Consider the following 14,101-nt stretch of genomic DNA (forward strand, 5'->3'; position numbering starts at 1 on the left):
TCGGGTGGACCTGTTCGTGAGTCTCGATGTCGGCCTGGTTCGTCGGCCCGGTTTTTCAGCGTGATTGCGCTGCCTTCACCACCACCACCGTCGCGTCGTCGCGGCGGCGCGAGAAGTCACGATACAGCACGGCCGCGATCACGGCCGCCGGCTGCAGCCGCAGCCCCGGGTAGGCCGCCAGGTCCCAGCGCGTGCCGATGCCGTCCGAGTGCAGGATCAGCATCGTGCCGTCCTGCCAGCGCGCCGCGATCTCCTGCGCGTCGCGCATCGCATGTCCCACGATACCGTTGCGCGAGGCGAGCTGCCAGCTTTCGCGCTCGCCGCGCGAGCCGGCGTCGTCGGGAGTCGGGCGCCCCACCGGCCACGGCATCGCCAGCGGCCGGCCGCCGCCCCACAGCGACGCGGCGACGTTGCCCACGCTGGAGAACGACAGCCCGGTGCGGGCCGGATCGAGGCGCGTGATCGCCACCGCCGCGCCGCGCGTGGCGTGCAGCGCGTCGTGCATCGCGTGCATCAGGCGGCGCGGAGCGAAGCCGGGGTTGCGGTGCGCGATGTCGATCGCGCAGGTCGCGGCGACATGCGCGTCGGGGCCGTGGCCGAGGCCGTCCGCCACCGTCACGACGAGGCCGGCGCCGTCCACTTCGATGCCCCAGGCGTCGCCGCTGACGGTTTCGCCCGGGTAGGGCACGCAAACGCCGCCGATGTCGAGATCCGGCACTTCCGCCGCGACGGCGCCGCCACTGCCGACGCCGCGCGCATGCACGACGGCGCGCACCACGGTGCCGAGCCCCGGCTGCGAATACACGGCGAGTTCGTCCGACAGCCGGCGCATCGCGCCGAGCCCGGTGCCCGGCGTGCCGGTGTTCGAGTAGCCGTCCTCGAACGCGGCGCGCACGTCGAGGATGCCGGGGCCGTTGTCGAGCGCGATCAGCTCGACGCCGCCGCCCGCCGGCGACAACCCGGATGGTGGCCCGCGCGTCGGCAGCTCGCGCACCAGCAGTTCGCCGTGCTTCGCGTGCTTGAGGATGTTGGTGGCGGCTTCGGTGACGATCAGCGCGACCCGGCCGAGGTCGGTCTCGCCCGGCAGGCAGCGGCGCGCGATCTCGTTCGCGCCGCGCCGCGCGAACGCGACGCCGCTCGGATCACTGATCTCGAACGAGGCGTGCGCGGCCCGCAGGCCGCTCAGCGAATTTTCCATTTTGCAATCGTGATTCGGGTGCCCTTGCCGCGTTCGGTCTCGATCTGGAACTCGTCGGACAGGCGCCGCGCGCCGCCGAGCCCGAGCCCGAGGCCCCCGGCCGTGGTGAAGCCGTCCTGCAGCGCGCGGTCGATGTCGGCGATGCCCGGGCCGGTGTCGATGAACGCGACCCGCAGGCCCTTGCGCGCGCCGCGCTCCAGCACGCTCAGCTCCGCGTCGCCGCCGCCGCCGTGCAGCAGCGTGTTGCGGGCCAGCTCGCTGGCGGCCGTGACGAACTTGGTCTGGTCGACCAGCGACAGGCCCAGCTCGATCGCATGGTCGCGCACGAGCTGACGCAGCCTGACGATCTCCTGGTCCGAACGCAGCCCGACCCGGGTGGTCGAGACGACGGTGACGCCGGCGGTGTCCATGGCGGAATAGGTGGGTGAAATCAATGGCGCCGCCGCTGCCGCAGCAGTGCCATGCCGCGGTCGACGTCGAGCGCGGTGCGCACGCCGGTCAGCGTGAGTCCGAGTTCGACCAACGTGATCGCCACCGACGGCTGCATGCCGACCACCACCGTGTCGGCGTCGAGCACCGTGGCCATCGCGGCGATGTTGCTGATCATCCGGCCGATGAACGAATCGACCACGTCGAGCGCCGAGATGTCGAGCAGCACGCCCTTGGCCGTTACCTTGACGATGCGCTCGGTCAGGTCCTCCTGCAGCGACAGCGCGAGCCGGTCGTGCATGTCGGCCTGGATCGCGACGATCAGGACGTCGCCGAGCTGCAATATCGGAATGCGGTCCATGTCGCGCGCCTCACTTCGCGGCGCCGCCGGCGATGCTCGTGCCGTTGCGCTTGAGCGCGACGACGAAGGCATCGGCGAGCGTCGATTTGGTCGTGACGTTGCTGAGGTCCACGCCGAGGTGCACGATGGTCTGCGCGATCTGCGGGCGAATCCCGCTGATGATGCAGTCGGCGCCCATCAGGCGCGCTGCGGCGACGGTCTTGAGCAGATGCTGGGCGACCAGCGTGTCGACGGTCGGCACGCCGGTGATGTCGATGATGGCGATGCCCGCGCCCGTCTCGACGATCTTCTGCAGCAGGCTTTCCATCACGATCTGGGTGCGCGCCGAATCGAGCGTGCCGATCAGCGGCAGCGCGAGGATGCCTTCCCACAGCTGCACTACCGGCGTGGACAGCTCGAGCAGTTCTTCCTGCTGGCGCAGGATGATGGCTTCGCGGCTGCGCTGGTAGACCTCGGTGGTGTAGAGGCCGAGCGCGTCGAGCAGCAGGTTCACGGCCCAGCTCAGCTCGGCGAGCGCGGCCGAGTCGCTGCCGAACTCGCTGCGCAGCAGCGTGTAGAGCGGCTGCTTCAGCGAGAACACGAAGGTGGCGGTCTCGACCGGCGTGAAGCCGAGCCGCACGCGGTGCTTCGAGATCTCGCTGAGGAACTCGCGCACCGGCTCCCATTCGGGACGCGCGGCGTCGATGGTTTCCACGCTGCTGAGCGTGTCGATGAAGATGCCGAGGAAGCCGCGGAACTGGTCCGACATCTCGGCATCGGTGGTGAGCCCGCGCCGCTGCGCCGTGGACAGGTGCTGGTTCAGCCAGTCGTTGAGCAGGGTGGCGCGGTTGCGCGAAAGGACTTCGGCCAGCGCAATGCGGTTCGGTTGATTCATGAATGCTCCGGAAAGAGTCGGTAAGCGTGCCTGGTCGTGGTGTTGCGGTTCGATCGGCGGGCCTTGCTGCCCGACTCGTGAATCACCGCCCGCGGTCGTGGGTGCATGCCGCGGCGGCGCGACGGGTTCCGGCACGCCGTTCCCGGCGGGCGACGGAGCCGTCGCGCAGGCGGCATGGCATTCGTCCGTTTTTTCGAGTTAGGAGGATAGGACCCCCGATGGCCAAAAGCAATCGATATCGGCATGGCGGGCGGTGCGCGGCCCGCGCTCGTGCCGGCGCGGGACCGGTCGGCGGGCGATCCTGCCGGATCCTGCCAGGCCTGATGGCGTCGGCGCCGCGCGGCGCAAGGCATCCAGAGGAGCGGGTGGGGCATCGGGTGGCCGGCGATTTTGCGATGGCGCCGGTCGAAATCGGCTGGAGGCCGCGCGCTGGCACGCCGGTCGTCAGTATTTCAGGAACGCCGCATAGCGCGCGCGGATGTCCTCGACCTGCGAGAGCGTGCCCGACAGGTGCGCGCGCAGCGCCTGCTGGGCACCGGCCGCGTCGCCGGCGGCGATCGCCGCGACGATCGCCTCGTGCTGTTCGAGCACGCGCCCGGTCTTGCCGGGGATCGGCACGTGCAGGCTGCGCAGCCGGTCCAGGTGGCCGCTCTGGCGGCGCACCAGCGCCCACAGCCCGGCCACGTCGGCCGCGTCGTACATCGACTGGTGGAAGGCCTGGTCGGCGCGCACGAATTCGGCGTAGTTCTCGCGCGCCGCGTGCATGCGCTGCAGCTCGATGCCGTCTTGCAGCCGCGCGACCAGCCCGGCCGGCGTGTCGCTGGCGAGCCGATGCACGATCTCGAGTTCGACCGAGCGGCGCAGGAACAGCTGCTGGCGCGCGAGCGGCACGTCGATCGGGCTGACCACGGTGGCGTGCTGCGGAAAGATGTCGACCAGCCCTTCCTCGCCGAGCCGGATCAGCGCGTCGCGCACCGGCGTCTGGCTCAGGCCGTACAGCGCCGCCAGATCCGCGCGCTGCAGCACCGTGCCGGGCGCGAGGCGCATCGCCACGATCAGCTCGCGCAGATGCTCGAACACCTGCGGCGCGGCATGGCGCGAGCGGTCGAACGACGGGGCGATCAGGTCGGACAGGGCGGTGGCGGCGGGCAGCTCGGCAAGCGTCGGGGTCATCGGTCGAATCGGAAAACGGGGAGTACGGGGCAGGCCCGGGCAGCCGCGGCGCCTCGGGCGCCCGGCGGCGGCCAGCACGACCGGGCGGGCGCTGGTGCCGGGCGGCGCCAGGCGGCGAGGCCCGGCACCGCATGATGCGCACCGGCATGCCCATGCGCCGTCATGGCGGCAGCCGCAACGATAGCGCAGTTCGGCTTCATTGACGCACTAATGTTTTAGTGTTTTAATCCGGCCAAATCGAGTTCGCCACCGGGCCTCGCCATCATCGAGCCGCCGCGCCGCCGCGCCGGCCGCCGAGCGCCGACCGGGCAACCAGGAGACACCGTGGAAACTGCGAAGCATCGCGTCGTGCCGGACACGCCCGCACTGGCGCCGGCCGCGCCGCTCGCCCGCGCCGTCGCGAAGATCGAGCGGCGCGTGCTGCCGCTGTTCGTCGTCATGTTCATCGTCAACTACCTCGATCGCGTGAACATCGGCTTCGTGCGCGTGTACCTGGCGGCCGACATCGGCATCGACACCGCGGCCTACGGGCTCGGCGCGGGGCTGTTCTTCATCGGCTACGCGATCTTCGAGGTGCCCTCGAACCTGCTGCTCGCGCGCCTCGGCGCCCGCGCCTGGCTGGCGCGGATCATGTTGACCTGGGGCATCGCGGCCACCGCGATGGCGTTCGTGCGCGGCGAAACCTCGTTCTACCTGCTGCGGTTCCTGCTCGGCGTGGCCGAGGCGGGCTTCTTTCCCGGCGTCATCTATTACTTCACGCAGTGGCTGCCGTCCGGTGCGCGCGGCCGCGCGATGGCGGTGTTCCTGAGCGGCTCGGCGCTGGCCTCGATCGTGGCCGGGCCGATCTCGGGCGCGCTGCTGCAACTGGGCGGCGCGGGGCTGCGCGGCTGGCAGTGGATGTTCGTGGTGGAGGGCGCGGCCTCGATCGTGCTGTGCGTCGCGGTCTGGTTCTGGCTCGATTCGCGGCCCGCCGACGCGCGCTGGCTCGCCGACGACGAGCGCCGCGCGCTCGCCGAAACCATCGCTGCCGAGCAGGCCGAGCGCGAACGCGAGCGGCCCGCGCACCGGTCGCCATGGAAGCTGCTGGCCGATCCGAAGATCGCGCTCTACTGCTTCATCTATTTCGCGGTGTCGCTGACGATCTACGGCGCGACCTTCTGGCTGCCCAGCATCATCCGCAAGATGGGGCAGTTCAGCGATATCGAGGTGGGCCTGTTCAATTCGATCCCGTGGCTGGTGTCGATCGTCGCGATGACCGGCTTCGCCGCGCTGGCCTCGCGCTTTCGCCACCAGCAGCTGTGGACCTCGGTGGCGCTCGTGATCGCGGCGGCCGGCATGTTCGTCTCGACCTTCGGCGGCCCGGTGTTCGCGTTCGTCTCGATCTGCTTCGCGGCGGTCGGCTTCAAGGCCGCCTCGTCGCTGTTCTGGCCGATCCCGCAGCAGCACCTGGACGCGCGCATCGCCGCCGGCGTGCTCGCGCTGGTCAACTCGATCGGCAACCTCGGCGGCTTCGTCGCGCCGGCCGTGTTCGGGCTGCTCGAGCAGCACACCGGCTCGATCCGCGGCGGGCTGACCGGGCTGTCGGCCACCTCGCTCGCCGCGGTCGCGGCCGTCTGGCTCACGCGCCCCCGCCGGGCGCGCGGCGCGCGGGCCGGCTGAGGCCCGCCGCCTTTTTCGCCACTTGTCCCGGAACCCCATGAAAATCACCCGTGTCACCGTCACCCCGATCGCGTTCAAGGACGCGCCGCTGCTGAACGCGGCCGGCATCCACGAGCCCTATGCGCTGCGCTCGATCATCGAGATCGAGACCGACACCGGCCACGTCGGTCTCGGCGAGAGCTACGGCGACGCGCCGGCGCTGGCCGTGCTCGACGCCGTGAAGGGCGAGCTGATCGGGCTCGATCCGTTCAAGCTGAACCGGCTGCGCGAGATCGTGCGCGGCGTGGTGGCGAGCCGCGCGCCGGCCAGCGCGCCGGGCGCCGAGCTGGCGCCGGGCTCGCACGCGAGCAAGGCGGTCAGCAATGCCTATTCGGCGTTCGAGGTGGCCTGCCTCGACGCGCAGGCGCGCTACCTGAACGCGCCGCTCGTCGACCTGCTCGGCGGCGCGGTGCGCCGCGAGGTGCCGTTCAGCGCCTACCTGTTCTTCAAGTACGCGCAGCACATCGACAGCCCCTATGCGCCCGATGCCTGGGGCGAGGCGATCAGCGAGGCGCAGATCGTCGAGCAGGCGCGCCGCATGATCGACGCGCACGGCTTCGAGAGCATCAAGCTGAAGGCCGGCGCGCTCGAACCCGAGCACGAGGTGGCCTGCATCAAGGCGCTGAAGCGCGCGTTCCCGAACGCGCCGCTGCGCATCGACCCGAACGGCAACTGGTCGCTCGACACCGCGCTGCGCATGGCCGGGCTGCTCGGAGACGACCTGCAGTACTACGAGGATCCGACGCCGGGCCTGGAGGGCATGGCCGAGCTGCACCGCCGCACCGGCATGCCGCTCGCCACCAACATGGTGGTGACCGACTTCGACGAATTCCGCCGCAGCGTGGCGCTCGGCAGCGTGCAGATCGTGCTGGCCGACCACCACTACTGGGGCGGCCTGCGCGACACGCAGCAGCTGGCGAGGATGTGCGACACATTCGGCATCGGCGTGTCGATGCATTCGAACTCGCACCTCGGCATCAGCCTGATGGCGATGACGCACGTGGCCGCGTCGGTGGAGAACCTGTCCTATGCGTGCGATACGCACTATCCGTGGCAGGAGGGCGACGAGGAAGTGGTGAAGGGCGGCAAGCTGCCGATCACGGGCGGCTGCGTGGCGCTGACCGACGCGCCGGGGCTCGGCCTCGAGATCGACCGCGACCAGCTGATGAAGCTGCACGAGCTGTACCGGACCTGCGGCATCCGCCAGCGCGACGACGTCGGCCAGATGCGCAAGTACCGGCCCGACTGGACCCACCGCAAGCCGCGTTTCTGAGCTGCGTGTGTCGCCGCCGCCCCGCCTCGCGGCCGGCGGCGGCGGGACGCAACGCGCCGCGGCCCGGCAGGCCGGCGCGCCGCGCAGCGTCATGCAGCCAAGCAGCAAGCCACGAACATCATCACAACGACGGAGACACGACATGAACCCACCGAACCCGGGCGGCCCCGGCGCGTTGTCGAGCCGCTACCGCTGGACCATCTGCGCGATGATGTTCTTCGCCACCACCATCAACTACATGGACCGCCAGACGCTTGGCCTGCTCGCGCCGCTGATGCAGGCCGACATCGGCTGGAGCCAGGTGCAGTACGCGCAGACCGTGATGATCTTCACGGCCGCCTACGCGCTCGGCCTGCTGCTGTTCGGGCGCGTGGCCGACCGGCTCTCGACCAAGCTCGTCTACGGCGGCGCGATGGCGCTGTGGAGCGCGGCGGCGATGCTGCATGCGCTGGCCGCGAGCGTGCCCGGCTTCGCGGCGGTGCGCGGGCTGCTCGGCTTCGCCGAGGCGTCGAACTTCCCGGTGGCGCTGCGCACCACGGCGGTCTGGTTCCCGAAGCGCGAGCGCGCGCTCGCCACCGGCATCTGGAACATGGGCGCGACGGTGGGCGGCGTGGTGGCGCCGGCCATCATCCCGGCGATGGCCGTGCTGTGGGGCTGGCGGCCGGCCTTCGCGGCGAGCGGCGCGGTCGGCTTCGTCTGGTTCGCCGCCTGGCTGGTGATGTACCGCAAGCCGGCCCGGCATCCGCGCGTGGCGCCCGACGAACTCGCCTACATCAACGCCGACGAGGGCGCCGTGCCGGACGAGCGCAAGGTGGGCTGGCTCTCGGTGCTGCGCCATCGCGAGGCGTGGGCGTTCATGGTCGGCAAGCTGCTGACCGATCCGGTCTGGTGGTTCTACCTGTTCTGGCTGCCGAAGTGGCTCAACGAGGCGAACGGCATCGACATGCAGCACATGGGGCCGCCGCTCGTCACGATCTACGCGATGGCCTGCGGCGGCAGCGTGTTGGGCGGCTGGGCGTCGTCGCGGCTGATCGCGCGCAGCGGGCGCGTGAACTACGCGCGCAAGCTGACGATGGCGGTCTGCGCGCTCTGCGTCACGCCGATCGCGCTGCTCTCGCAGTTCCACACGCTCTGGTTCGCGGTGCTCGCGGTCGGGCTCGCGGCCGCCGCACACCAGGGCTGGTCGGCCAACCTCGTCACGCTGGTGTCGGACGTGTTCCCGCGCCGCGCGGTGGGCACCGTGATCGGCATCGGCGGCACCATGGGCATGCTCGGCTCGTTCCTGTTCTCGGGCGTGATCGGCGAGACGCTGCAGCGCACCGGGCAGTACTGGGCGCTGTTCGCGATCGGCGCGCTGGCCTATCTGGTCGCGCTCGCGATCATGCATGCGCTGATGCCGCGCATGACGCCGGTGATGCTGCGCGAGGCCGGCGAGGCGGGCGGCCTGCGCGCGCCCGGCTGAACGGCAGGCATCGCTTCACATCGACAAGATATACGACGTCTAATGATAAAGGCGGCGTGATCCGGGATGTCGTGCCGCCAGATCGCTGAAAAAATGAACAATTCCGTCGATTGCATTGTGTTTCGCTATGTCATACGATGACGGACAATTCATTCGAGCCGGCCCCGAGGCGGGGTGTCCGTCGCTCGTCCGCGTCGCCATGACGGCGCGCACGGCGAGGGCGCCATCCTGGGGGCCGGCGGTCACGAGAGTCGCCAGTGAAAATCGCCGCCGTCGAAGTCATCCGCCTGTCACTCGCATTCGACGCCGGGCGCCGCCCCGCCGCCGTGCCCGATTCCGCCACCGATACCTATAACGCCGCCGACCGCTCGCTGCGCCGGATGGAGACGCTGCTGGTGCGGCTCACCGACGACGCGGGCCGCACCGGCTGGGGCGAGGCATTCGGCCATCTGATCAATCCGGTCACGTTCGCCGCGCTCGAAGGCCCGGTGGGCCGCTGGTTCCGCGGCGCCGAATTCGAGCCGACGCCGGACGGCATCGCCGCGCTGCGCGAGCGGGCCGATCAGGCGCTGCATGCGTTCGGCCGGACCGGCCCGGTGCTTTACGCGCTGTCGGCGATCGACACCGCGCTGCACGACCTGGCCGCGCAGGCCGCCGGGCTGCCGCTGTACCGCTGGTTCGGCGGCGAGCGCGGCGAGATCGACGTCTACGCGAGCCTGGTCAGCTACGAGAACGACGCCGACGAAGTGGCGCGCCACGTGCGCCGCGCATGGGACGAGGGCTTCCGCTCGATCAAGCTGCACGAGACCGCGCAGGCGGCGATCGCGGCCGCGCGCGCCGCGCTGCCCGAGGGCGGGCGCCTGATGGTGGACGTGAACTGCCCGTGGCGCGTGGACGAGGCTGCCACGCGTGTCGCGGCGCTGCGCGAGCTGGGCCTCGGCTGGATCGAGGAGCCGGTCTGGCCGTGCGACGACGTCGCGGGCCTCGCCCGCGTGCGCGCGCTCGGCGTGCCGGTGGCGGCCGGCGAGAACGCCTCGGGCGTGGCGGGCTTTCGCGAGCTGCTCGAGCGCGGCGCGCTCGACGTCGCGCAGCCGAGCATCGCGAAGATCGGCGGGCCGACCGGCATGCGCGCCGTGATCGCGCTGGCCGCGCAGCACGGCGTGCGCGTGGTGCCGCATTGCTTCTACTACGGCGCGGGGCTGCTGGCCACGGCGCACGTGGTGGCGACGCTGCCCGCCGACGTCGCGCTGGAAATTCCCTACCTCGACTGGCCCGAGCGGCTGCACGCGGCGCAGCGCCCCGGCGCACGCTTCACGCTGCCCGACACGCCGGGCCTCGGCTTCGCGCCCGATCTCGCGCTGCTGGCGCAAAACACGCTGGCCCACGCGACGCTCGACTGAGGCGCCGCCGCGCTCAAATCGCACGAACAGAACCAAGACGATCAAGATCACCCGGAGACACGATGACAATCCGCTATCGCTACTGGATCGGCGCGCTGCTGTTCGGCGCCGGCATGCTGAACTATCTCGACCGCGCCGCGCTGTCGGTGGTCGCGCCGATCATCAAGCACGACCTCGGCATCGACGACGCGCAGATGGGCGTGCTGTTCAGCAGCTTCTTCGTCGGCTACTGCCTGTTCTGTTTCGTCGGCGGCTGGGCGGCCGACCGCTTCGGCCCGCGCCGCGTGTTCGGCGTGGCGGCGGCGGTGTGGTCGCTGTTCTGCGGCGCGACCGCGCTGGCCGGCTCGTTCGCGCACCTGATGATCGTGCGCGTGGCGTTCGGAGTGGGCGAGGGGCCGATGGGCACCACCACCAACAAGTCGATCTCGAACTGGTTCCCGCGCAGCGAGGCCGGCCGCGCGGTGGGCTGGACCAACGCCGGGCAGCCGCTCGGCGCGGCGATCGCGGCGCCCGTCGTCGGGCTGGTCGCGCTGCAGTTCGGCTGGCGCATCTCGTTCGTGGTGATCGCCGCGCTCGGCTTCCTGTGGCTGGCCGCCTGGTTGACCGTGTTCCGCGACGACCCGGCCACGCACCCGCGCGTGTCGGCCGAGGAGGCGCGCGAGATCGTGGCGGACCGCGCCGTGGATGCGGTGGCCGAGTCCGGCGCGCCGGGCGGCGGCGAGCGCGGCCTGGTCCACTACCTGCTGTCGCGGCCGGTGCTCGGCGTGGCGCTCGCGTTCTTCAGCTTCAACTACGTGCTGTACTTTTTCCTGTCCTGGCTGCCGAGCTACCTGACCGACTACCAGCACCTGAACATCAAGCAGATGAGCGTGGTGGGGATCCTGCCGTGGCTCGGCGCGACGGTGGGCTTCGCCGCGGGCGGCAGCGTGTCGGACCGCATCTACCGGCGCACCGGCGACGTGCTGTTCGCGCGCAAGATCGTGATCGTGGTGGGGCTCGGCGTGGCCGCCGCCTGCGTGTTGCTGGCCTCGCGCGTGAGTTCGCTCGGCGCGGCCGTCACGCTGATCGCGATCGCGAGCCTGTTCGCGTTCATGGCGCCGCAGGCCTGCTGGTCGCTGCTGCAGGAGATCGTGCCGCGCCGCCGGGTGGGCGCCGCGGGCGGCTTCGTCCATCTGCTGGCCAACCTGGCCGGGATCCTGTCGCCGAGCCTGACCGGCTGGCTGGTGCAGTACGGCGGCGGTTACGAGAGCGCGTTCGTGCTGGCGGGCGCGTCGGCGTTCGTCGGCGCGCTGATCCTGATGTTCGCGGTGCGCCCAGCCGCCGTCGAGCGGCTGCGCGGCGCGGCGTGAAGCGTCGGCCGGCGCGCCGTTGAGGGAGGGGCGGGCCGCAGTCGGGACGGGGTGAATTCGGTGGGTGGTCCGTCTGCGTTACGCGCGCGGTTGCCGCGTGCCCGAACCGGTGCCGGCGCGCGCCGGTTTCCACGGGACCGTTTCCATTGCCGAGCATCGTCCGATCCGCGAGACGGATCCCGCGCGTCGTGCTCGCGTTGCCGGCCCGCGGCCGTGGCGACGCCGCGACAGACGGCGCCGCCGCGCCGTCGCTTCGCTTCCCCCGCCATCGCTGCGCGCCGGCATCACGCCTTGCGCGTCGATCGGCCTGCCGCCGCCCTGCCTCGGCGGCACGCGAATCAGATCGCCATCCACATCCGGTAGAACAGCACGCCTGGTTTCGAGGCCAGCGTCAGCGCCTCGGGATCGCGCGCGAAGCCGAGCCCCTCGTAGAATCCGGCCGCCGTCTCGCGGCCGGTACACCAGAGCGTCTTGCCGCCATGCTCGCGCGCGTGGTTCGCGCAGAGCCGCACCAGCACGCGTCCGAAACCGAGCCCGCGCAGCGGCTCGTCGATCGCCATGCCGCGCAGGCGCCAGCCGCCGGCCGGCGCCAACGCGTGGTGATCCTCGCGGCATACCGAGGCCACCCCGACCAGCCTCCCGTCGCGCCGGATGCCGAGATGCAGCGTGTCCGCTTCCAGATCGCCGGCGAGGCGCGAGGCGATTTCATCGCCATCGAGCAGCAAGCGGGCGCGCAGCGGATAAACGTCGTCGGCGCCGACCATAACAATTTCAAACAGCGAAGCGTGATTAATCATCGAGAATCTGGGCGATAGAGAGCGGTCTTTGAAATCAGTGTTGCCCGTCACATCTGACGGTTGCTCGGAGCTGGCGGTAAGGGTATCCTCGTCCGCGGGCCGATTGCGTGTTTAGCAAAAGACAATACTGCGATCACAGAATGGAAGAAAAAACAAATTCAGACGCCGACCACGCGTATGACGAAATTCGAACACGAATTCTCGACGGACGCCTGGAACCAGGCCAGAAAATCTCACATCGCGGGTTGGCAAGCAAACTCGGAATCGGGCAGATGCCGGTGCGCAGCGCGTTGCAACGCCTGGCCGCCGAGAATCTCGTCACCGTGTTCGACAAGCGCGGCACCTATGTGAACGATCCGACGCGCGACGATCTCCAGCAGATCTTCGAGGTCCGGCTCGCGCTGGAAAGCACGGCAGCCTACCTCGCGGCGTGCCGCGGGCCGACGCCCGCGATGGCGGCCTCGGTGGACCGGATGGAGCGGCTGATCGAGAGCGGCGAGACCGACATCATGGCCGAGCAGCGCATCGGTTGGGTTTTTCATCAGGAAATGTTTCTGGCCGCGAGAAACGAACGGCTGCACAATTTTTATAAATTACTGAGAGCACAGACGCTTGCATTGAATGAATTGCCACGTCAGGACATCGAGACGGTTCGGCGTGGCACCACGGAACATCTGGCGATTTATTCCGCGATTCGGGACGGACAACCCGAGGAAGCCCGCGGTCACATGTGGAATCACATCGTAGATGGAACCCCTGCAAGAATCAAATTAATCCGGGCCAGAAATGAATCAAAAGAATAGCAGCACCTCGCTACCGCTGATCATGATCATCGCGCTGATTCTCGGCGCGTTGACCGGCGTTTATGCCCCGCATTTCGCGGCCGACGTGGGCTTCCTCTCCACGCTGTTCGGCCATGCCATCAAGATGGTGGTGATGCCGCTGATCCTGCTGTCGGTGGTGGTGGGCAGCTATCGCGCCGTCGAGCAGCGCCGCCACCTCGGGCGCACGGCCGTGATCGCGATCCTGTTCTTCATCGTCATGACGGTCATTTCGAGCGCGCTCGGGCTCGGGCTGTACTGGCTGTTCCGTCCGGGCCTCGGCGCCTCGATGACGGGCTCGGGCGCGCTGCCCGACCACCTCGCCACCAGCATCGACTGGATCAAGTTCATCACCGACATGGTGCCGCAAAACCTGGTGGCCGCGCTTTCCTCGGGCAACGCGATCCCGGTGCTGGTGTTCGGCGTGATGCTCGGCACCGCGCTCGGCGCCACCGGCGAAGCGGGGCGCCCGGCCATCAACCTGTTCGCCTCGCTGCTGGCCGGCCTGTTCAAGATGGTCGAGTGGATCGTCGCGCTCTCGCCGCTGGCGATCTTCGCGGCGGTGGCCGGGCTGATGAGCAGCCGCGGCGTGGCCGGCCTGATGCCGCTCGTCAAGCTGCTCGGCATCGCCTATCTCGGCATGGCGATCCTGGCCGTGCTGCTGACGCTGATCATCGTGGCCACCGGCAACCAGCCGCTCGCCGTGATCCGCAAGGTCAGCGAGCCGCTGATCCTCGCCTTCACCACGCGTTCGTCGGAAATCACCTATCCGGTGCATCTGAAGAAACTGACGGAAATGGGCGTGCCGTCGTCGATCGCCTCGACCATCCTGCCGCTGTCGTACATCTTCAACCGCGACGGCGCGGTGCTCTATACCGCGCTCGCGGTCGGCTACCTGGCCGATGCCTATCACGTGGCCTGGAGCTGGCCGCTCGCGCTGACGATCCTCGCGCTGACGATCCTGACCATCGACGGCGCCGCGAACGTGCCGTCGGGCGCGATCGTCGCGATCACGATCGTGCTGGCCGCGGTGGGGCTGCCCGCCGAGGCGGTGCTGTTGATCCTCGGCGTGGACGCGTTCTTCGACATGGGCCGCACGGCGATGAACGTCTACGCGAGCACCGTGGCGATGACGGTGTCGCTGCGCCTGTCGAGCGACGAACGGATCACGGCGGCCGACGGCGTCGACGGCGGCGCCTCGTACCGCACCAACTGATCGGACCGGGCCCGGGCCCGGGCGCGGGCGCGGGCGCCCGCGCGGCCGGC

Annotated in this window: 13 protein-coding genes; 7 read left to right on the top strand and 6 right to left on the bottom strand. The window is 70.0% G+C overall.

Annotation, left to right across the window (positions count from 1 at the left end; genetic code table 11):
- Window positions 1-55: 55 nt before the first annotated feature.
- The 5 genes from bpln_RS07020 to bpln_RS07040 form a co-directional block, all read right to left on the bottom strand.
- Complete coding sequence (locus bpln_RS07020; protein WP_042624569.1) at window positions 56-1,198, bottom strand: ATP-binding SpoIIE family protein phosphatase; 1,143 nt, start codon at window positions 1,196-1,198, stop codon at window positions 56-58.
- Window positions 1,183-1,608, bottom strand: coding sequence for an ATP-binding protein (locus tag bpln_RS07025; protein WP_042624570.1), 426 nt, complete (start codon window positions 1,606-1,608; stop codon window positions 1,183-1,185). The genes bpln_RS07020 and bpln_RS07025 overlap by 16 nt, the downstream gene beginning before the upstream one ends.
- A 20-nt stretch (window positions 1,609-1,628) precedes the next feature.
- A complete protein-coding gene (locus bpln_RS07030; RefSeq protein ID WP_042624571.1) occupies window positions 1,629-1,988 on the bottom strand; it encodes an STAS domain-containing protein in 360 nt (119 codons plus the stop codon).
- 10 nt (window positions 1,989-1,998) lie between these two features.
- Window positions 1,999-2,862 (bottom strand): STAS domain-containing protein, encoded by an 864-nt coding sequence (locus tag bpln_RS07035; protein WP_042624572.1) that lies wholly within the window; start codon window positions 2,860-2,862, stop codon window positions 1,999-2,001.
- Between the two features lie 444 nt (window positions 2,863-3,306).
- Window positions 3,307-4,035, bottom strand: coding sequence for a GntR family transcriptional regulator (locus bpln_RS07040; protein WP_080937120.1), 729 nt, complete (start codon window positions 4,033-4,035; stop codon window positions 3,307-3,309).
- A 324-nt stretch (window positions 4,036-4,359) separates the two neighbouring features.
- On the opposite strand from bpln_RS07040, the gene bpln_RS07045 reads away from it, so the two are divergent.
- The 5 genes from bpln_RS07045 to bpln_RS07065 all read left to right on the top strand — a co-directional run bounded on the left by bpln_RS07045 (window position 4,360) and on the right by bpln_RS07065 (window position 11,217).
- A complete protein-coding gene (locus tag bpln_RS07045; RefSeq protein ID WP_042624573.1) occupies window positions 4,360-5,694 on the top strand; it encodes an MFS transporter in 1,335 nt (444 codons plus the stop codon).
- A 37-nt stretch (window positions 5,695-5,731) separates the two neighbouring features.
- Window positions 5,732-7,006 carry a glucarate dehydratase family protein gene (locus tag bpln_RS07050; RefSeq protein WP_042624574.1) on the top strand — a complete coding sequence of 425 codons (1,275 nt, stop codon included), beginning with the start codon at window positions 5,732-5,734 and terminating at the stop codon, window positions 7,004-7,006.
- Window positions 7,007-7,148: 142 nt separating this feature from the next.
- Window positions 7,149-8,468, top strand: coding sequence for an MFS transporter (locus bpln_RS07055; RefSeq protein WP_042624575.1), 1,320 nt, complete (start codon window positions 7,149-7,151; stop codon window positions 8,466-8,468).
- Window positions 8,469-8,725: 257 nt separating this feature from the next.
- The gene (locus bpln_RS07060; protein ID WP_042624576.1) at window positions 8,726-9,868 is read left to right on the top strand and encodes a mandelate racemase/muconate lactonizing enzyme family protein; all 1,143 of its coding nucleotides are present in this window, start codon (window positions 8,726-8,728) and stop codon (window positions 9,866-9,868) included.
- Between the two features lie 62 nt (window positions 9,869-9,930).
- Window positions 9,931-11,217, top strand: a complete 1,287-nt coding sequence (locus tag bpln_RS07065; protein WP_042624577.1) for an MFS transporter — start codon at window positions 9,931-9,933, stop codon at window positions 11,215-11,217.
- A 338-nt stretch (window positions 11,218-11,555) separates the two neighbouring features.
- On the opposite strand, the gene bpln_RS07070 is transcribed toward bpln_RS07065, so the two are convergent.
- Window positions 11,556-12,014 (bottom strand): GNAT family N-acetyltransferase, encoded by a 459-nt coding sequence (locus tag bpln_RS07070; RefSeq protein WP_042624578.1) that lies wholly within the window; start codon window positions 12,012-12,014, stop codon window positions 11,556-11,558.
- A 140-nt stretch (window positions 12,015-12,154) separates the two neighbouring features.
- On the opposite strand from bpln_RS07070, the gene bpln_RS07075 reads away from it, so the two are divergent.
- Both bpln_RS07075 and bpln_RS07080 read left to right on the top strand, forming a co-directional pair.
- Window positions 12,155-12,817: a GntR family transcriptional regulator gene (locus bpln_RS07075; RefSeq protein ID WP_055138432.1), complete on the top strand. Its 663-nt coding sequence runs from the start codon at window positions 12,155-12,157 to the stop codon at window positions 12,815-12,817.
- On the top strand, window positions 12,801-14,051 hold the full coding sequence (locus bpln_RS07080) for a dicarboxylate/amino acid:cation symporter (protein ID WP_055138433.1): 1,251 nt from the start codon (window positions 12,801-12,803) through the stop codon (window positions 14,049-14,051). Before bpln_RS07075 ends, bpln_RS07080 begins: the two co-directional genes overlap by 17 nt.
- Window positions 14,052-14,101: the final 50 nt, after the last annotated feature.

It is taken from the genome of Burkholderia plantarii, assembly GCF_001411805.1.
Lineage (GTDB): Bacteria > Pseudomonadota > Gammaproteobacteria > Burkholderiales > Burkholderiaceae > Burkholderia > Burkholderia plantarii.